The sequence below is a fragment of the Brucella pseudogrignonensis genome, from assembly GCF_032190615.1.
Classification (GTDB): Bacteria; Pseudomonadota; Alphaproteobacteria; order Rhizobiales; family Rhizobiaceae; genus Brucella; species Brucella pseudogrignonensis_B.
On the sequence record NZ_JAVLAT010000002.1, the window covers coordinates 229,433 to 249,594 of the forward strand.

Consider the following 20,162-nt stretch of genomic DNA (forward strand, 5'->3'; position numbering starts at 1 on the left):
TACCCGCTTAGCCTTTGCCCACGAGGACGCGATCAAGACCAAACAGACGGTCGATAATCACCATGGTCACGGTTGCAACGAGGATCATCAGCGCAGACACAGCCGCCATCATCGGATCGATGGATTCGCTGGCATACATATACATGCGGACCGGAAGCGTGACGGTTGATGGCGAGGTGACGAAGATCGACATGGTCAGCTCATCAAACGAGTTGATGAAAGCAAGCAGCCAGCCACCCGACAATCCCGGCAGCAGCAGCGGCAATGTCACGCGACGGAACACGGTCCATTCGCCAGCGCCCAGCGTACGCGCTGCGTTTTCCGCATTGCGATCCATGCTGCTCAGCGACGCCAGAATGAGGCGCAGTGCATAAGGCGTTACAACGATCACATGCGTTGCGACCAGCCAGCCAAACGAACCCGTAAGGCCCATCAACGAAAAGAGACGCAGGAAAGCGACGCCAAGCACCAGATGCGGAATGATCAGCGGCGACAGAAACAAAGCATTGAGCGCATCGCGGCCACGGAAATTATACTGCGCAATGGCAAGGCCTGACGGAACGGCAAGCAATGTTGATATCGTTGCCGAGAAGATTGCGAGTTTCAGCGAATTCGAGAACGACGTCATGAAGTCGTTATGCGCGAATACGGCATAGAACCAGCGCAACGAAAAGCCGTTCCATGGCATGGTCAGCGTGTTTTCAGGCGTGAATGCCACGAGACACACCACAACCATTGGCGCCAACATGAAGATGACGACCAGCGTGTGGAAAAGAAGAGCAAAAGGACCGTTTTTGACCATGGCCGTTACCCCAGCTTCTTTCTCGCCTGCCCTTCAAGCATGCGATTATAGGCAATCATGATCACAAGATTGGCGACCAGAACGATGATGGCGATGGCGGCACCAAGTGGCCAGTTCAGCTCGATCAGGAATTCGTCATAGACGACGGTCGCCGCCATTTTGAGACGACGCCCGCCAAGCAGACCCGGAATAGCAAACGAACTTGCCGAGAGCGCAAAGACGATCAGGCTGCCAGACAGAATACCGAGGACCGCCTGCGGGAACACCACGCGGCGCAGCGCTGTGAAGCGTGATGCACCAAGCGTGAGCGCAGCGGCTTCAACCGTCGGATCAAGCTTTTGCAGCACGGTCCAGACAGGGATCACCATGAAGGGCAGCATAATATGCACAAGGCCGATCACGATGGCCGTTTCAGTATAGAGGATTTGTTGGGCTGGCAGACCGACAAATTCCAACACGCTGTTCACAAGCCCGTTGCGGCCCAAAAGCATGCTCCAGCCAAAGGTACGCACCACAACCGAAACCAGCAGCGGGCCAATAATCACCAGCAGGAAAATCGAGCGCCAAGGTGCGCGCATATTGGACAGAATATAAGCTTCCGGTACGCCGATCAGCACAGTGATCACAGTGGTAATCAAGGCAAGCTTGAGCGTGCGCCAGAAGATGTTCAGGTAATAAGGGTCCTGAAGCACTTGGGTATAATTGGAGATCGTATAGACGGCCTCAATGCCTTTGTCATAGCTGTAGCTGTTGAACGACAACATGACGGTGAGTGCCAGCGGCAGCAGCACCAGCGCAAAAAACATCAGAGTGGATGGACCTGTCAGAAAGACCGGCATCCAGTTCCGCCGTTCTTTCGTCGCACCGGAGCCTGTTTGTGAAGCGGCACTCATGATCAGTGCGCCCCCTTCTCAAGAACACGGCAATGCTCATGATCCCATGATAAGCCGACCCTGCTGCCTTCGATGGGCGGCGGGTTGCCGAGATTTGGCAAAGCGACCGACAACATGCCGGCAGGCGTCAGCACGCCGAGCAGCCACTGTGCGCCCATAAAGTAACGTGTCGTGACTTCACCGCTGACATGGCCCTGATCTTCATCAACGAGATGCACTTTTTCCGGCCGAATGAACACAGAAACTTCGCCCGAAGCAGACACGTCCTTCGCAGGGAAACGGATCTGCGTATCAGCCAGCGTAATGTGCTCCCCATCGGCATGGGCTTTGAGGAAATTCGACTTGCCAACAAAGTTGGAAATGAAGTGGTTATGCGGATGCTCATAGAGCTTGTAAGGCGCATCAACCTGCGTGATCAGACCTTTTTCCATCACCACGATGCGATCGCTGATCGACAGCGCTTCCGCCTGATCATGTGTTACCATGATCGTGGTGATGCCAACCGTGCGCTGAATGCGGCGCAGTTCAAACTGCATTTCTTCACGCAGCTGCGCATCAAGATTGGAAAGCGGCTCATCAAGCAATAACACCGGAGGATTGATGACAAGTGCGCGGGCAATCGCCACACGCTGACGCTGACCACCGGACATTTCACGCGGATAACGATCAGCTAAGGCGCTCAGACGCACCAGTTCCAGCACATCGCGAACGCGCTTTTCGCGCTCGGCCTTTGGCACTTTGCGCATTTCAAGACCGAAGCTCACATTCTGCGCAACCGTCATATGCGGGAAGAGTGCATAGCTCTGAAAGACCACGCCCAGTTCGCGCTTGGCTGGCGCAAGGCGGGTGATCTCGCGGCCATCCAGTGTGATCGTACCGGACGATGGCGGCACAAGGCCAGCAATCATCTGCAAGGTTGTCGTCTTGCCGCAGCCCGAAGGACCCAGAAGCGAGATGAACTCTCCCTTTTCAATCTCCAGATTGAAGTTATCGACGGCTGCGAACTTGCCGTAATAACGGGAAATATTGGAAAGGGTCAAAAAGCTCATCGGGTCTCCCTCTCGGCAAGCCTTCCGCCATAGGCTGGGGGAGCGGAAGCGCCGTGATGTTGTCTCACGTCGCCTCTTCGATAGGGCTTGGCTGGCGGAAGCGGCTCGACCGCGCATGACGCGCTGATCAGACTTGGATCGTTTGAACGCGTGATTATCCGGCCAAAGATGCGACCGCAGCGTTCCCCTTACTTCAAGTTAAAACCGCCGATCCGCTTACAGCATCCACTGGATACCTTGCCGGACCTTCCCATTGGCGACGGATTTTAAATGGCAGAAAATTTTGAACGATTACAAATTATAATTTTCAATTTCGGAAGAAATTATATATTTCTTTTAATATACAGAATTTGGAAGCAATTTTATGGATGATATATCAGAGAATATGAAATCTGGCGCCGCGCTTAACTCAAGTTTGGTGAAGGCAATTCATATTTTAAAAGGTCTGGCCAGTAGCACCGAAGACGGTGTCCGCCTGATTGATCTGGCCCGCGATCTGGAATTAAGCCAGCCTTCGGCCCATCGTTTGCTCAAGACGCTGATTGCGGAAAACCTTGTCGAACAGCTTCCCGACAAGAAGGCCTATCGTCTGTCGCTCGAATTTTTTGCCATGGCAGCGCAAGCACGTCAGCGCGATGGAATTTTGAGCCTCGCCCGTCCTTCCCTCTTGCGACTTTCAACCACCTTCAACGATACCGTCTTCCTGCTCGTGCGCAGCAATTTCGATGCGGTCTGTCTTGACCGTGTGGAAGGGCCATTTCCGATCCGCTCTTATACTGGCGATATCGGTGGCAAGGTGCCGCTTGGCATCGGCCAGGGCAGCCTTGCCATTCTGTCCTTTCTGCCGGAAGAAGAGCGCGAGGCGATCATCCGTTTCAACATGCCCCGCATTCTGGATAAGGCCACCATTGACGAGGTTGATCTTCGCATCATGATCGCGGAGGTGCGCGAAACTGGCGCATCCACCTTCAACTTCAACATGATTGACGGCATGGCGGGCTTAGGCGTTCCAGTATTAAACCGCAATGGCGAAGCGGTAGCGGCACTCAGCATCGGCACACTGGCCTCGAGACTCACCGAAAAACGTCAGCACACGATCACGGAACTTTTGCAGCGTGAAGCAGCCGCTATTTCCGAGAAACTCAACCCTTTTGACCCGGCTTTACGTCACCCCAGTCAGGCATTCGTGAAATAATCGAACGCTTTAATAGCCTCCCGCGCAATAGCTTACCTTGTCCACAGACGTTCTAAAAATTGGAGATTGACTTGCACTTGCCAGCATCGTTTGATCGGGCAAGTGTGGGGGATCTGTAAAAAGGGGCAAAAAGCCCGAAACAGAAATTCCATCTCTTTATTGATGTAAAAATGGAGTTCTGTTGTGTTCAAGTTCACCAGACGGGGAATGTTTCATATTGTTCTCGCTCTCGCCGGATCCACGGCGATGGGCACAGTTGCCACCACGGCAGCTCAGGCTCAGGACAAGATCCTGCTCATCATCAATGGCGCGCTCGGCGATAAATCTTTCTTCGATTCCGCCGCCAATGGCATGAAGATGATCAAGGACAAATATGGCGACGACGTCGAAACCAAGATTCTCGAAATCGGTGACGATCCAACCAAGTGGGAACCCGTGTTCCTCGATGCCTCTGAACAGGACTGGGATCTGATCATCGGCGGCACCTACCAGATGTCGGAAACCGTAGGCTCCGTTGCGCAGCAATATCCGGACAAAAAATATGTCCTCTATGATGCAAGCGTGCCTTACGAAGAAGGCGGCTATGACAACGTTTATTCCATCCAGTACAAACAGAACGAAGGCTCTTATCTCGGCGGGATGCTGGCGGCCTCGCTGCTGAAAGACGGCAAGCTCGGTGAAGCAGGCAATAAGCTGGGTTTCCTTGGCGGCATGGACATTCCCGTGATCAACGACTTCCTCGTTGGTTATATTGCGGGTGCGCAAGCCGTTGAGCCGGATGTAAAGGTTGCGATTTCCTATGCCGGTTCCTTCATGGATGCGGCGAAGGGCAAAGAGCTTGGCCTTGCCCAGTATCGTGCTGGCGTGCCCCTCGGCTTTGTCGTTGCCTCGCAGACCGGCCTCGGCCAGCTTTCGGCGGCAAAAGAAACCGGAAAATATGTGCTGGGCGTCGATTCCGATCAGGAAGCCATCTTCAAGGACAGCGATCCGGCCATGGCCAAGCAGGTCGTCAGCTCCGTTTTGAAAAACGTTGATGTCAGCCTTTTGCAGGCCTATGACCGCTTCAAGGAAGGCAATCTCCCATTCGGCAAGGCCGAAGCGCTGGGCCTCAAGGAAGGCGCTGTCGGCATTGTGCAGGATGGCAACATGGCTTCCATGGCCTCACAGGAAACCAAAGACGCTATTAAAAAAGCGTCTGATGAAATTTCTGAAGGCAAAATCTCCGTTCCAACCGCATTTGGCATGAGCACAGAGGATCTTAACGCGATCCGCAACAAGGTTCGTCCATAATCGTGGAAAAACAATCTGGAACCGTTGAAGGCGGCGATGCAATCGTCGCCTTCCGAGATGTGAGCAAGGTCTATCCAAACGGCACTGTAGCACTGCGAGATGTGTCCTTTTCGATCCGCGCCGGTTCGATCCACGCCATTTGCGGCGAGAACGGCGCTGGCAAATCCACACTGATGAAAATCCTGTTCGGCATCGAAAATGCCACTGCAGGCGAGATGATCGTTGACGGCCAGACGATCTTATCATGGTCGCCGGAAGATGCCGCTGCCCGAGGCATCGGCATGGTGCATCAGCATTTTTCGCTGGTGCCGACACTGAGCGTCACCGAAAATATTATTCTCGGCCATGAGCCGGTAAAAGGCGGCTTTATCGACCGTGTTAGCGCGCGCAAAACCGTCGAAGAGCTGATGCAGCATTATGATCTGCATGCCGATCCGGATGCGATCACAGGCACGCTTTCGGTTGCAGCCCAGCAGAAGATCGAAATCCTCAAGGCGCTGGCGCGGCGCACAAGGCTGCTGATCCTGGATGAGCCGACCGCCGTTCTTTCGCCCCCCGAAATTGAAGAGCTGATGCGGAGGCTGAAAGCCCTGCGCGATGAAGGCATCACCATTCTCTTCATTTCTCATAAGCTCAATGAAGTGCGCGAACTGGCCGAAAGCGTCACGGTTTTGCGTGCAGGCGCGGTTGCAGGAACCGAAAAGCTCGCCGATGTGCCAGACGACGCCATCATGCAGATGGTTATGGGCCATGCGGTCGAAATCCCGCAACGCGCACATAAGCTCGACGCAACGCAAACAGTGCTTGAAATGAAGGGCGTCACCATTGAAGCCCTCGACCCTGCCGACCGTATCCGCGATGTAAACCTTACCATTGGCGCAGGCGAAATCGTCGGTGTTGCGGGTGTGGATGGCAGCGGCCAGCGCGGACTGGTTTCCGCTTTGTCTGGTCTGATGCACGCATCTCAAGGTACAATCACCCTGAACGGTGCAGATATGTGTGCCGCCGACACGGCCAGCTGGCGCAAAAAAGGCCTGGCCTATCTGCCTGCCGACCGCTTTTCACAAGGCGGTGCGCCGGGCTTGTCTCTGGCTGAAAATACGATTGCTGGCACGGATGGAGACCGCAACACTGATTTTGGCCCGTTTCTACGCTGGAGCGCGATCAAAGCGCGTGTCAGCGGCATGATTAAACAATATTCGGTGCGTGCAGGTGCGATCACCGAAAGGCTCGACTCGCTGTCGGGCGGCAATGCGCAGAAGCTGATTGCCGCGCGCGAACTTGCCACCAATCCTAAATTCCTGATCGCCGATCAGCCAACACGCGGCATTGATGTTTCAGCAGCAGCCTTCCTGCATCGCCGCATCGATGAAGTGGCGCAGGGCGGCTGCGCTGTGCTTCTCGTTAGTGCCGATCTCGATGAACTGCTGCGGCTAAGCGATCGCATCGTGGTGTTCTTCAATGGCCGGATTGTTGCCGTCCTCAAGAACGGACCCGATATTACGCCGGCAGTCCTTGGACCTTATATGCTGGGCACGCGAGCATGATCCCAAAAAGTGACAAACGGTTTTTGGTTAAGATCATGTTTAAGCAGAGAGTTACAGCTTAATGCGTAGATTTATATCCTATCTTATTCCCTTCTTTCTGACCGTCTTGGTGATCGGCGTCATCATGGCGCTGCTCATTGTGCCATTGGCCCTGATGCAGGATAATCCGGCTGGTGTGCTCAAAACCTTCTTCCTCGGGCCATTCGGCAGCATTCGCCATATGGGCAATGTGGTGGAAGCGGCAACACCGATCATGCTGACGGGCCTTGCCATCACCATTCTTTTCCGGTCTGGCCTTTTTAATCTCGGTGCGGAAAGCGGCTTCTTCCTTGGAGCACTGGGTGCCGTTGCGGGTGCCGTTCTGCTGCCATCGCTTGGCTGGTTCACACTGCCGGTCGCCATTTTGTGCGGCGCCGTTGCGGGCAGCTTTGCCTGTACGATCCCGGCAGCGCTGCGCCTGCGCTTTGGCGCATCTGAAATGGTGACATCGCTGGTTCTCAACTATGCCTTCCTGTTTCTTGGACTGTTTGTGCTCAATTATGTGATCCGCGACCCGGCTGCAGGCGGCATGATGTCCATGCGCATTCCACCCGAAGCAAAGCTTGACCGGCTTCTGGCAGGCACGCGCTTGAACTCCGGCTCGATCATTGCCATTCTCGCCTGTATCGCAGGTGGCATCTGGCTTTACTGGACACGTTCCGGCCTCAATATCCGCATTGCAGGCTCCAGTCCCGGATTTGCAAACCATCTGGGCCTGCCGCTCAAAGGCATCATCATGCGCGCGCAAATTGTGGGTGGTTTGGTGGCGGGAATGGCGGGTGCGCTGGAAGTTCTGGGCCTGCATAACCGCTTCTCATGGCTCGATCTGCCCGGTTATGGCTGGACGGGTCTGGTGGTCGCCATCCTTGGTCGCGAAAACCCGTTTCTCCTCATTCCGGCAGCACTGTTTCTGGGCTTTGTTCAGATTGGCGGCGATCTTCTCGCGCGCAATATGAATATTCCCACCGAAGTTGTTGGGCTCATAACTGCTGCCATTATGGTGGGAGCAACCGCCGGGGTGATTCATAATCATCCGACAGTGCTGCGTGTGATCCGCAACCTACGCAATCGGGAAGGAGAACAGTTATGAGCGCAGTTCTTGCACAAATTCTCGATCCAGCCTTTATCGCAACCATTCTGCGTGTCGCCACCCCCTTGTTGCTGGCAGCGCTGGGCGTAATGATTTCCGATCGTGCAGGTGTGTTGAATATCGGCATGGAAGGCATGATGCTGATTGCAGCGCTGATTGCGGTTCTCGCAAGTGCGGCGACGGGAAGCCCGGCCATCGGTCTCCTCGCAGCCCTTATAGTCGGTGCCTTTCTTGGTTGGCTTATGTCCCTGTCGGTCAACAAGCTCCGCACCGATCTCATTATGACCGGCATCGCACTCAATATTGCTGCGGCAGCAGGCACCACGCTGGGGCTATTTCTTGCCACCGGCGACAAGGGCATGTCGGGCGCACTGAAAAGCGGCGCGTTGCCAAGTTTTGCCATTCCTTATATCGGCAATATCCATATTCTGAGCTTTGCCGCATTGCTGGCTGTTCCAGCCGTCAGCCTTTTGATGATGCGGACACGGTTTGGACTCCATCTGCGCGCAACCGGTGTTGATCCGAAATCGGCACGTGCAGCAGGCATTCACACCGGACGCGTTCAGATGCAGGCGCTCATACTTTCGGGCATCTTTGGCGGTGCGGCAGGCGCCTATCTCTCGCTCGGCTATGTGACATGGTTCGGCCAGAACATGACTGCTGGCCGTGGCTTCATTGCCATTGCAGCCGAAGTGATGGGACAGGGAACAGCGTGGGGAACGCTGGTCGCAAGTCTTGTACTGGCTGCAGCGGAATCGCTGGCAATCACCCTGCAAAGCCTCGGACTGCCGTTCGAGTTGATGCAGATGATCCCTTATCTCGTGCCCGTTGTGGTGCTGACGGTACACGCCGCAAGAAGACAGCGGCGTGCAAGACAGTTGAAGAAATCCTGAAATGCATGAAAACGAGAAAAACATGAAAGCCTGGGAGCTGACACGCGATCTGCTGCGCGACACGAAGCCTGTTATACGCACCGCAGAAGAGCAGACATGGGACGCAAGCGCCGTCATGAAGGCGCAGGACGATCTCGTGGCCATGTTCTGGAAAAGCAATGTGCCGGGTTCAGCAGCACCCGAATGCCTGATGGCTGGCGCTCTGCAATCACTTGAAAACAAGGGCTATGTGCTGGCACCCTATGCAGAGCTTCTGCGCGACGGGCTTGCAGCACTGGAGCGCTCCGATTTTGAAACGCTCTATCGCATTGATATGCGTTTGCGCATACTCATGCGTGCGGCAAAGCCCGATCCCGAGCATCCATCGCAGAAAACCATCCGCTTTGCATCATGGGACGCGTTTGACGCGAGCGTGAAGTGGCCGGAAGATGTCGCTTACCCTATCCAGTCTGATGATTTCCGCGACCGCACCGCAGGCGCATGGATGGCGCAGTTGGTGGGCGCTGCGGCTGGCACAGCACTTGAGGGCTATACGGCTGAGAATATCATGGAGGTTTTCGGTCCGATCCGCGATTATGTGCGCGAGCCCAACACTTATAATGACGACATCACCTTTGAGATCGCCTTTCTGGAAGCCTTTGGCGAAAAGGGTTCTTCTGTGACCAGCGCCGACATTGCCGAACGCTGGACCTCGCTGATCCCGCTTGGCTGGTCGGCGGAGGCAATCGCCCTTTCCAATATGCGTCGCGGCCTCACGGCGCCTGAAACCGGCACGTCCGACAATCCGTTCGATGAATGGATCGGCGCTCAGATGCGCGGCACAATCTGCGGCATGGTCGTGCCGGGACGTGCGCGTGAAGCTGCCCGCCTTGCCTGGATGGATGCTGAAATCTCCCACGCCGGAAACGGAATCCTGGGAGAAGTTTTCAATGCCGTCATGGCGGCACGCGCCTTTGCGGTTCAAAACACGCGCGAATTGCTGGTCTCAACCGCAGCGCTTTTCTCGACCGAAACAGAATATGGCGCGGTTCTCGCTTTCGCGCTTGATGCCTGCCGCACTGCTGACAACTGGCAGGATGCCTGGGCAAAATGCGACGCCGAATATGCCGAGTATAACTGGATTCACGTCACGCCAAATGCTGCGGCACAAGTTGTGGCACTCTGGTTCGGCGAAGGTGACTTCGACCAGACGCTGGAAATCGTCTGCGGCATCGGCCATGACGTTGACTGCAATGCCGCGCAGATTCTGAGCATGATCGCCATCCAGCACGGCCCCGGCATTATTGCGGAACGCTGGTCAAAGCCACTCCTCGCCGACGACATCGTCACCTATATGCGTCGCCCGGCAAAAATCTCCTTCAATGCGCTTGTCGACCAGACAGTTCGTGCAGCGCGCAACGCTCTTTAAAATCCCCTATTAGGAACACATCATGGCCCGTAAAATCATTATCGATACCGATCCCGGTCAGGACGATGCAGTCGCCATTCTTCTGGCGCTCGCAAGCCCTGAGCTCGACATTCTCGGCATTACAGCGGTTGCTGGCAACGGCCCACTGGCTCGCACTGAAATCAATGCCCGTACCATCTGTGAAGTTGCAAAAAAGCCGGACACAAAAGTATTTGCAGGCTCCATCCGTCCGCTGGTCCGCCCGCTCGTGACGGCTGAAAACGTCCATGGCAAGACTGGCCTTGACGGTTATGATCTGCCTGCACCCACCATGCCGCTTCAGGCGCAGCATGGCGTTGATTTCATTATCGAAACACTGATGAAGGAAGAAGCTGGCACCGTCACTCTCTGCCCGCTCGGCCCTCTCACGAATATTGCCTCAGCCCTCATCCGCGAGCCGAAGATCGCAGAACGCGTCAAGGAAATCGTACTGATGGGCGGCGGCTATTTCGAGGGCGGCAACATCACGCCATCGGCGGAGTTCAACATCTATGTCGATCCACATGCAGCCGCGGTTGTGTTCAAATCAGGCATTCAAATCACCATGATGCCGCTTGATGTCACGCACAAGGTGCTGACCACCGAGAAGCGCATCGCAGCCATTCGCGGCCTCGGCACGCATGTCGGCGAAGTGGTTGCTGCATGGCTTGAATTCTTCGAGCGCTATGATGAAGCAAAATACGGCACTGATGGTGGCCCGCTGCATGACCCGAACGTCATCGCCTATCTGCTGAAGCCTGAACTTTATTCAGGCCGTCATTGCAACGTGGAAATCGAGATCAATTCGGAACTGACCATCGGTGAAACAGTCGTCGATTGGTGGGAGGTAACAGATCGTCCAAAGAATGCGCTCTTCATCAAGGATGTCGATGCGGATGGCTTCTTCACGTTGCTGACAGAGCGCCTCGCAACGCTCTAAACACGCTTAAAATCACACAATTGCCACAAAAAAGCCGCGAGATTCATATTCTCGCGGCTTTTTTGCCATCGGTTTTGATGGCTTTTTTGTGATTTATGGCTGTTTTTGCAGAAGTTCGGCCACTTCGTGGGCCGTTGGCGCAGCAGATCCAGCGCCCACACGCGTCACGGCAATCGCACCGGAAGCCGAGGCAAAGCGCACGCAATCATGCAGCGACTGACCCTGCGAATAGGCAACAGCGAAGCCACCATTGAAACTGTCTCCAGCTGCAACCGTATCCACCACATTGACCTTGAACGGCTCAAAGTGTTTGACCTCATCAGCTGTCACAAGCAATGAGCCGCGACCACCAAGCTTAACGATAACGATCTTTGGACCGCGTTCGAGAAGCTGGCGGGCAGCAGCTTCCGCCGATGCAATATCGGTTGGTTCAATGCCGGTGATTTCAGCAGCTTCGGTTTCGTTGGGCGAGATGATTTCGCTCAACGCAATCAGATCGGCCATACGGCTTGCATCACCCACCGGTGCGGGATCAAGCAACACGGTGCCACCGGCAGCTTTCACAGCCTTTGCAACAGCAAGATTGACGTCATGCGGCACTTCACGCTGCAAGAGTGTGATTTTTGCTTTCGCAATGTCAGACGCATAGGCATCGATATCAGTAGCGGTCCAGTTTGCATTGGCACCAGCGCAAACAACAATCGTGTTCTGCCCGGCTTCTTCAACCTGAATAATCGCGATGCCGGTATCGACACCATCGATCCTTTTAACACCATCGGTGTTAAGGCCAAACTGCTGCATTTCCTTGACAGCCAATTGGCCAAAGGCATCGTTGCCGACCGCTCCGACGAAACGGACGTCGCCGCCAAGCTTTGCCACCGCAACCGCCTGATTGGCACCCTTACCGCCAAGACCAATGCCATAGCCGGAAGCATTGAGCGTCTGGCCGGGACGTGGCAGTGTTGGCATACGGGCGCTGACATCTACGTTCACACTGCCGAAAATGAAAATTTTCAATGGAATTCTCCACGATTGTAATTGCCGCAGAACATAGCGTCGGTTGTGGCAAACTTCCATGCCATGACGAAAGCCATACACAGTTTGAACATGTCTTTTTCAAACCGCATGATGCGATGCGGGCTTACTCAATAAATATCTTCACGCTGGCAGCGCGTCCGCCTGCATCAACAACGGTCAGTGTGGAATAGCCGGTGCCATCCGGCAGCCATGTGGCGGTGCGGCGGCGGTTGGGTTCGGCAATGGGTTTGCCATTGGCAAGCCAGCGAAACGGAGCGCGTCCCCCCTGTAATTTCAGCACAAGCGGCGATGCATTTTCGCTCAGGGCTTTCAGTTCGACATGCGCACCATCCGGTGGAAAGACGATGCGCGGTGCAGGCTCAATCGTGGCTTTGAGAACCGGCAGCGGATCGCTGCTCGATGAAAAGCGTATCTGCGTTACAGGAAGATCGGCGCGTGCTGTGCGAAATGCGCCAGCAGGCGCACGCGGCAACGGTACGGAAGCAACACCTGAACGTACAAAGGCGTCAAACAGGATGGGCGCTGCCGAAACATAACCGGCAAGGCCCGGCACAGAACCGCCATCAGCGCGCCCGACCCAGACACCCAGCACATAGCGCCCGTCATAACCAACCGACCATGCATCGCGGTAGCCATAGGACGTGCCGGTCTTGTAAGCGAGGCCGAGGCGTTTCGCGCCTTGCGGCGGCACGACACCGGCTAGAATATCGCCAATCTGCCACGATGCCTGCTCGCTCAGAATAGGAGCCGATGGCTGAACAGGTTCTGAACCTTCGGTGCCGTCACGAAGGGCTGCCCCTCGCCCGCCATTGGCAAGGCCAGTATAGAGCTGCACCAGATCACGCAGACTAATGCCTGCGCCACCAAGGCCGATAGCCAGTCCCGGCGCTTCACCTTTCGGCAATTGCAGATTAACCGCCGCCTGTCGAATACGCGTGGTGAGCCGTGCAGGGCCAATTGCATCGAGCAGGCTGATGGTCGGCACATTCAGCGACATTTGCAGCGCCTGACGGATGCTTACATCGCCCTGATAGCTCATATCGAAATTGCGGGGACGATAGCCTGCAAAATCCTGCGGGCGATCCTCGATGATGGTTTCCTGCGCAATCAGTCCCTGCTCGAAGGCCAGCCCATAGATGAAAGGCTTGAGCGTAGAACCGGGCGAGCGCACGGCGCGGGTCATATCGATCCAGCCCTGCCGCTTGCCGTCGAAATAATCAGCGGAGCCGACTTCGCCTAAGATATTGCCGTTGCGACTGTCGGCCAGCACCATGGCGACCGATACTTTTGGCCCAAGCTTCGCAGCAGCTTCGCGTGCCACAACTTCAAGCCCAGCCTGCACCGACTTCTTAAGCGTCAGCTGATGCCGGGCCTCGGTCGGCGCCTGTTTCAAAGCGAGATCGGCAAAGTGGGCAGCCAATGAAGGCAAGGGATGACGCGTCGCGGATATGCGCTCACGCGATGCACGCTTGGCTTCTTCGCTTGTGAAAACATCAGACGAAACCATGCGTTTTAGAACGCGATCCCGCGCAGCAACCGCATTCTTCATCTCGCGATCCGGGCGGCGGCGCTCCGGCAATTGCGGCAGGGCCACAAGAAGCGCTGCTTCCGATATGGTGAGGCGCAGCGGCTCCTTGCCAAAATAGGCTAATGATGCCGAACGAACGCCTTCCAGATTGCCGCCATAGGGCGCGAGTGTCAGATAACGTTCAAGAATTTCAGATTTGCTCAGCCGTCGCTCAATTTGAACTGCACGCGCCAGCTGCCGGAACTTGGAGCCGAAGCTGCGGCTTTCGCGCGGCTCGATAAGGCGTGCAAGCTGCATGGACAATGTGGAACCGCCGGAAACAATACGACCGCTCCCTGCAAGCTGATAGGCGGCCCGAAGAAGCGCTGTAAAATCAATGCCGCCATGATCGTAAAAACGCTTGTCCTCATAGGCGATCAGCATTTTCACGAATTTCGGATCGACATCTTCGATGCGCGTATTCAAGCGCCAATAGCCGTCCGGCGTTGCATAGGCACGCAGCAAAGCGCCGTCGCGATCCATAACTTCGGTAGATATGGTCAGCCGTTCCGGCAAAGGCGGCGGAAAAGCGCGGTCGAGCCAGTCAAGCCCGACCACGGTTCCGAGTGCAGCGATGCCGAAAAACGCGGCACCGCCAATCGCTATTTTCCAACGCCTTTTCATGTGTTTGGCCATGATCGCGTCCGACAACCGGTTCCCACTTTTCGGGATCGTGGCTTACGGTGCCGCCACCTCCATCATGCTTGTCGCCGTACGCGCTGCAAATTGCGGACGGTACATATCCTCAACCGTTGCTGCCGGATGGGTGTAAAGACCCGGCGTCACCGCGCGCACCACATAAGCCAGCGTGATCGGCTTCTTCTCGCCTGCAGAGCGGTCGAAAGCGGCCACAAAACGATCATTGCGGAATTCGAGATGCGCTGCCTGTGTGCTTTCCAGCCATGGGAAATTGCCAAGATCGGCACTGGAAACAAGGCCCGGATTGTCGATCTCGAAACCAGCGGGCAGCAGATCGGTCACAAGCAGACGCGACTGCCATTCCTGCAGATCGTCAATTTTCAGAACAACCACATAGCGCTCATTCTGATTGACCCCGGTGACATTGGCCGGTTCGCCATCCAGCGTATAATAAGTGCGCTCGATATTGAAACCGTCTCCACCCGCAGGCAGCGACTGCGCAGGCGGCGCAACTGCGGTCACGACCGCATCAACCGAACCCTGCCCCTTGTTGGTGACGACCAGCGGCTGCGCTTCAAGGCTTGCACCATTGAGACGCTCGGAGAACGCGCCCTGATGCGCTGTGCCATTGATGTCGAGGCTGATTGCGCCATTGTCATCCTGAAGCCCGCGTGCTGCAAGCAGCATCCATGCCTGATCCTGCGTGCTGAGATAACGCGCCTTTTCGCGCTGGAACTCGACCAGCGTAATCAGCGATGGCAGCACTTTTGGCGCAGGCTTGGTTTCAGCAGCCAGGGCGAGCATCGCCGCACCATCGCGCAGCGGCGAGCCATAATCGGAACGATTATAGTCATAGCTGGACTGGCTGGTTGCGAGCTGGAGCGACGCATTGAACACGCGTTCCGAACGCGGCTGATCACCATAAAGAGCAAGTGCTGCACCAAGCTGGGCAACGGCCATCGGGCTTGCAAAGTTTTCAAGCTGGGTATCGGCAAAGTAACGCAGATCGCCAACTGAAGCCTTCTTGTTGCGTGCCAGAACATAGAGCGCATAGGCAATGTCGTTGCCGCGTTCCTTGACGTCGGTGGTATAGCCGAGCGCATTTTGCAGATTAGAAAGTGCAGACAGCATCGCCTGCTGCGGCACGTCGTAGCCCTTTTCGCGGGCACGCGTCAGGAAGTCGGTCACATAGGCATCCATCCAGAGATCACCCGACCCCGGCGACCAGAGGCCAAACGAACCGCTCGAAGACTGGTTGTTGAGCACACGGAAGATGGAATCCTGTACGCGCTTCTTAAGTTCCTCCTGACTTTCCAGACCTGCTGCCGCTTCCGTACCTGCAGCCATTTCGCTCAAATAAAGCAGCGGCAGTGCGCGGCTGGTGGTCTGCTCTGTGCAGCCATAAGGATAGCGGTCGAGCGCCATCAACAAAGCTGGCACATCAAATGCGGCACTTCGCGTCACACCAACGCTGACAAAAGCACCATCAAGCAGGCTTTCAGACAGAAGGCCGCCATCGACTCGCACACTTCCGCCATTGGCCGTGAGATTGACGACATGGCGGCTCGTGACCGGCAGATCGACCGGACGCACCGGCAATGCCAAAGCCTGTTCAACATTGAGGCCTGCATCGTTGGAAAGCCGGATCGTCACACCACCGGCACCCGTGGCAACAGCATTGAGTGGAACGGTGATCGACTGTCGTTTGCCACCCTTAAGCGCAATGCTTTCAGGGTAGGAGCCAACCTCAACACCGAGATTATCAGTGGTCTCAAGGCTCACACGATAATCGCCGTCCGGTGCATCCGTATTGGCAATATCGAAGCGGATATTGGCCTGATCGCCAGGGGCCATGAAGCGTGGCAGACCAGCGGTAATGACCACAGGATCGCGGATGATGACATCGGTCACCGCATGGCCAACAGCCTTCTTGGTCCATGCAACCGCCATGACGCGCGCGGTGCCGTTGAACTGCGGTATGTCGAAAGTGATTGTTGCCTTGCCGTCGCTATCCAGTTCAACCGGACCAGAGAACAGCGCAACCAGCTTTTCAGTGGGCGGACTGCCTTCCGCTGCCATATTGCCACCATCGCCACCTGTGCGCAGCTTGCCGGTGACGCCGAGCGAACCATCGATCAGGCGACCATACATATCGCGCATCTCAAGGCCCAGCTGACGCTGGCCGAAGAACCAGTTTTCAGGGTTCGGCGGCTGATAGCGTGTCAGATTGAGAATGCCGACATCGACTGCCGCGACCATGACATAGGCCTGCTCGCCACCCGCATTTTCAACCGAAACCGGGATGGAAAGTGTGGAACGCGGCGTGATCTTTTCAGGCGGGGTCAGCTTGACTGCAAGCTGCTTGTCGGCAGGATCGACCTTCAGCCATTTAAGACCAATTGCACGCGCAGGCATACGGCTTTCAATAGCCTCACCCGGACGGAACAGCGTTGCCGTTACATAGGCGCCCGCACCCCAATCCTCACCTACCGGAATATCGATGGTCGTGCCACCTTCCGGCACGCTTGCGGTGATTGTCTTAAGCAGCTTCTCCGCACCAATGGTGATGAGCAGCTCACCCGCAAAACGTGGGGACACTTTCAGTTCTGCCGTATCGCCCGCCGCATAATGTTCCTTGTCGAGCGCGATTTCGAGCCCGTCTGGTGTTTCGGTCGAGGTTGAACTGACAAACCAGCCCGCATCAAATTCATAACTTGTGGCCGGACCCGAAGCATCGGCTGTTTCGATTTCGAGACGATACCGACCCCAATCGACCGGCAGACTGATTTCAGCCTCGCTATCGATTGTAAGGTCAATCTTGCCGTTGGCAATCGCCTTGGTGAAAGTCACTGGCTCATAGCTCCAGCTGCTGCCGCTGCGATACCACTGATAATTACGCTCGATCTTGACCAGTGACCATTGTGCGCCATCAAGCGCCTTGCGATCACCCTTGCTGTCAGAGGCGATCAGGCTGAACTTTGCAGTGCCGCCCTGCGGAACTTCACCGCCGGCGAAATCCGGGCGAATGCCGATCAGATCGGTTTCAGGCTGAATCGCCACATCGATCTTACGCTCAACCGCACGACCGCCGGTTTCACGCATACGAACGGTCACGGCCGCGTTTACGAGGCGCGTCGTTGACGGCATTTCATCAACTGTAACCGGGAAGGTCGCCTTGCCATTGTCATCGACTTTTGACAGGCCATCGAGCGGCAGGCGCGTAGCTTCGCCCTGTTCTTCATCGGCGAGGCCGAAATAATAGCCCTTAAAACGGTCCCACTGACGCTTGGTCGAAAGCGTGACTTCGCCTTCAAGCGCAAGACCAGCGGCAGGCGCACCATAGAGGAAACGACCGTCCACGGTGATATTGGCGGTTTCGCCAACAGCGATTTCCGGCTTGTCAGACGTCAGGTCGAACTCGATCCGGTCCGGCACGAAATCTTCAACCAGGAACATCTGCGTGGCAATCGCTGGCTGCTTGGGATCGGTATAGACCGAAACATTCCAGGTGCCGCGCATGGCGTTCGACGGCAAGGTCAGGTCGATGGCATGACCACCGGCCAGTTTGCTATCGGAAACGAGACGGCGATCTTCCACGCCGTCGGGACGCGTGAAGATGAAGGTGAGCGGCAGATCGTCAATTGCTGTTGCGGTGTCGTCGCGCGCGAGCGCACCCACATGCACAACTTCGCCCGCACGATAGATGCCGCGCTCGGTCCAAGCATAAAGATCAAGCGCTTTCGGCACGGGACGGCCCGTCACACCACGATCGGAAAGATCGAAACCAGCACGCGCCATATCTAGGAATGTGAAATCCTCGTCATCGTTACTGGCCATCAGCACCGCTGGCACCATGCCGTCTGTGCCGCGTGTCAAACCCGGCGTAAAGGTTGCGCGGCCATCGCGTTCAGTCTCAGCTTCGCCCAGCACTTCATTGTTGCGTGCAAGCAGCGTCAGCTTCACGCCTTTAAGCGGCTCTGCGCTTTCCAGCGAACGGGCAAACACATTGATGCCGTCCTGTCCGGTGTAGGTCGAAATGCCGATATCGGAAACGACAAACCATTGCGTAGCCTTGGTGCTATATTCGTCATCGGACTTCTGAACCAGCGGCTCAGCAGTCAGCACATAGACGCCGGGCTTGCGTTCCGGCAGTGCTTCATCAACCGGGAAACTGGTTGTCGCTTCCTTATTCAGCTCGTTGCCTGCAATGTCGATTTCGCCTTGCCAGACTGGCGCACCCATCTGATCGGAAACCGTGCTGATGTCGTAGCTGTCCAACTGGCGCAGGAACTGATAGCCGGAGAGAAGCTGGGCCAGCGAACGGTCGCCAACACGGTAGAGCTTAACTTTTGCTGCATCCAGATTAACACTGACCAGCGGTATGCCGCGACGGGCTTTCGCAGGCAGCACGAAGCTGTCGCCGGTAAAGCGTACCGATGGCGCGCGGTCCTGCACATAGATCGAAAGATTGACCGGAGCTGGCAGCACTTCGCCAACCGCCGATGGCAGTCCCTGACGGAATGTCACCGTATAATTGCGGCCATGTTCCAGACCCTCGACGCAAATCTGGCGGTCCTTGGCGTCAACGGCTTTTGGCGCACCATTATCGAGTGTCACGAAGCTCGAATAATCGACACCGCTTTTCACCAGCTCTTCCGAGAACTGCGCACAGATGCGCGGCGCGGCATTGTCATTATCGACCGTATTATTGACGATGCGGAAGCCTTTGCGGGCCTTCAGATCGTCATAGGCGTCACGAACGGATGCGGAATTGATGAGATCAAGGCTCGCCTCATAGGCCTGCAAGGCCGGGCGCGATGCATCGCGCTTTTCCAGCGCCTGCGCCATGACGGCAAGCGCTTGCGCGCGATCATCCTTGGTGCGTGAGGTCTGGTAGGCAAACCAAGAGGCCGACGTCGCATCGCGCTGGAACTTGGAGCGTTCCTGTCCATTGGAGGGCTCGGTCAAAAGTGCCGAAAGCGCATAGCCAGCCCAGAGCTGGCTTTCATCCGGTGCCATGCTGGCAGCCAGTCGGAATTTTTCCATTGCCGTGCGCGGATCACCATTCAGGCCCGCGGCACCTGCCTCATTGCGCAATGTGCGAAGGCTATCAGCGCTTTCAAGGCTTGCCATTTCGCGCTTGAGACGCCGGGCTTCGTCAACCAAATTGGCAGCAAAAAATGAGATTGCCGGTGGCGCACCAATATCTTCAACGGCAACCGCAGCGGCAGCTTCCTCTGTCACGACACGCCCGGCAATCGACCCGACAGACGCGTTGAGCTTATTGAAATCGGATTTCAGAAAACACCATTTGACCTTCGGATTATAGGTGAAAGCCAGACAGGCATTATCGCCAAGACAAGTGCTTTTGCACTGTGCCAGCGAGACATTCTTTTCGGTCCGCAGATCAAAGCCAAAATAATCGGCGTCCTGCGTGGTCTCGATTTTCCGGGTTTCTGCGGCATGAGCGCTCATTGATGTCGCAAGGCAGAACGCAGTCGTAAAGGCGAGTAAAAGCCGATGAAACCGAACAGACATGAATGTCTCTCTTCTGTAGTTGTCCCTCATCGCGCGCGGTTGTCGTCCACCCGCACGCTCGTAAAATCAGACATTACCAATTTATACGCGAACGCATAGCTGGATTCGTATCTGACACTCAAAAGCAATCTGATACAGGACAAACCCGCTCAAACAAGACTTCTTCGGCAACTATATCTCTCATGGTTTGGGAAGCATCCATTTTTGATGCTTTGT

Annotated in this window: 13 protein-coding genes; 7 read left to right on the top strand and 6 right to left on the bottom strand. The window is 55.9% G+C overall.

Annotation, left to right across the window (positions count from 1 at the left end; translation table 11 throughout):
* Window positions 1-7: 7 nt before the first annotated feature.
* Genes RI570_RS12480 through RI570_RS12490 form a run of 3 tightly spaced genes read right to left on the bottom strand, consistent with a single transcriptional unit; the run spans window position 8 to window position 2,744 of the window.
* Window positions 8-802 carry an ABC transporter permease gene (locus RI570_RS12480; RefSeq protein ID WP_313828865.1) on the bottom strand — a complete coding sequence of 265 codons (795 nt, stop codon included), beginning with the start codon at window positions 800-802 and terminating at the stop codon, window positions 8-10.
* Window positions 803-807: 5 nt separating this feature from the next.
* The gene (locus RI570_RS12485) at window positions 808-1,695 is read right to left on the bottom strand and encodes an ABC transporter permease (protein WP_313828866.1); all 888 of its coding nucleotides are present in this window, start codon (window positions 1,693-1,695) and stop codon (window positions 808-810) included.
* Between the two features lie 2 nt (window positions 1,696-1,697).
* Entirely contained in the window at window positions 1,698-2,744 is a 1,047-nt protein-coding gene (locus tag RI570_RS12490) for an ABC transporter ATP-binding protein (protein WP_313828867.1), read from the bottom strand.
* Window positions 2,745-3,108: 364 nt separating this feature from the next.
* Here RI570_RS12490 and RI570_RS12495 point away from each other — a divergent pair, with 364 nt between their 5' ends.
* The 7 genes from RI570_RS12495 (at window position 3,109) to RI570_RS12525 (ending at window position 11,164) form a co-directional block, all read left to right on the top strand.
* Window positions 3,109-3,939, top strand: a complete 831-nt coding sequence (locus RI570_RS12495) for an IclR family transcriptional regulator (protein ID WP_313828868.1) — start codon at window positions 3,109-3,111, stop codon at window positions 3,937-3,939.
* A gap of 183 nt (window positions 3,940-4,122) precedes the next feature.
* A complete protein-coding gene (locus RI570_RS12500) occupies window positions 4,123-5,229 on the top strand; it encodes a BMP family ABC transporter substrate-binding protein (protein ID WP_313828869.1) in 1,107 nt (368 codons plus the stop codon).
* Between the two features lie 2 nt (window positions 5,230-5,231).
* Window positions 5,232-6,776, top strand: coding sequence for an ABC transporter ATP-binding protein (locus RI570_RS12505; protein WP_313828870.1), 1,545 nt, complete (start codon window positions 5,232-5,234; stop codon window positions 6,774-6,776).
* Window positions 6,777-6,837: 61 nt separating this feature from the next.
* On the top strand, window positions 6,838-7,905 hold the full coding sequence (locus RI570_RS12510; protein WP_313828871.1) for an ABC transporter permease: 1,068 nt from the start codon (window positions 6,838-6,840) through the stop codon (window positions 7,903-7,905).
* Window positions 7,902-8,798, top strand: a complete 897-nt coding sequence (locus tag RI570_RS12515) for an ABC transporter permease (protein WP_313828872.1) — start codon at window positions 7,902-7,904, stop codon at window positions 8,796-8,798. Before RI570_RS12510 ends, RI570_RS12515 begins: the two co-directional genes overlap by 4 nt.
* 22 nt (window positions 8,799-8,820) lie before the next feature.
* Window positions 8,821-10,206: an ADP-ribosylglycohydrolase family protein gene (locus tag RI570_RS12520; protein ID WP_313828874.1), complete on the top strand. Its 1,386-nt coding sequence runs from the start codon at window positions 8,821-8,823 to the stop codon at window positions 10,204-10,206.
* 22 nt (window positions 10,207-10,228) lie between these two features.
* A complete protein-coding gene (locus tag RI570_RS12525) occupies window positions 10,229-11,164 on the top strand; it encodes a nucleoside hydrolase (protein WP_313828875.1) in 936 nt (311 codons plus the stop codon).
* A gap of 93 nt (window positions 11,165-11,257) precedes the next feature.
* Here RI570_RS12525 and rbsK read toward each other — a convergent pair whose 3' ends face one another.
* The 3 genes from rbsK to RI570_RS12540 form a co-directional block, all read right to left on the bottom strand.
* The gene (rbsK, locus tag RI570_RS12530) at window positions 11,258-12,241 is read right to left on the bottom strand and encodes a ribokinase (protein WP_313828876.1); all 984 of its coding nucleotides are present in this window, start codon (window positions 12,239-12,241) and stop codon (window positions 11,258-11,260) included.
* Between the two features lie 64 nt (window positions 12,242-12,305).
* Window positions 12,306-14,405 (bottom strand): penicillin-binding protein 1C, encoded by a 2,100-nt coding sequence (gene pbpC, locus RI570_RS12535; protein ID WP_313828877.1) that lies wholly within the window; start codon window positions 14,403-14,405, stop codon window positions 12,306-12,308.
* Window positions 14,406-14,447: 42 nt separating this feature from the next.
* On the bottom strand, window positions 14,448-19,946 hold the full coding sequence (locus tag RI570_RS12540; protein ID WP_313828878.1) for an alpha-2-macroglobulin family protein: 5,499 nt from the start codon (window positions 19,944-19,946) through the stop codon (window positions 14,448-14,450).
* Window positions 19,947-20,162: the final 216 nt, after the last annotated feature.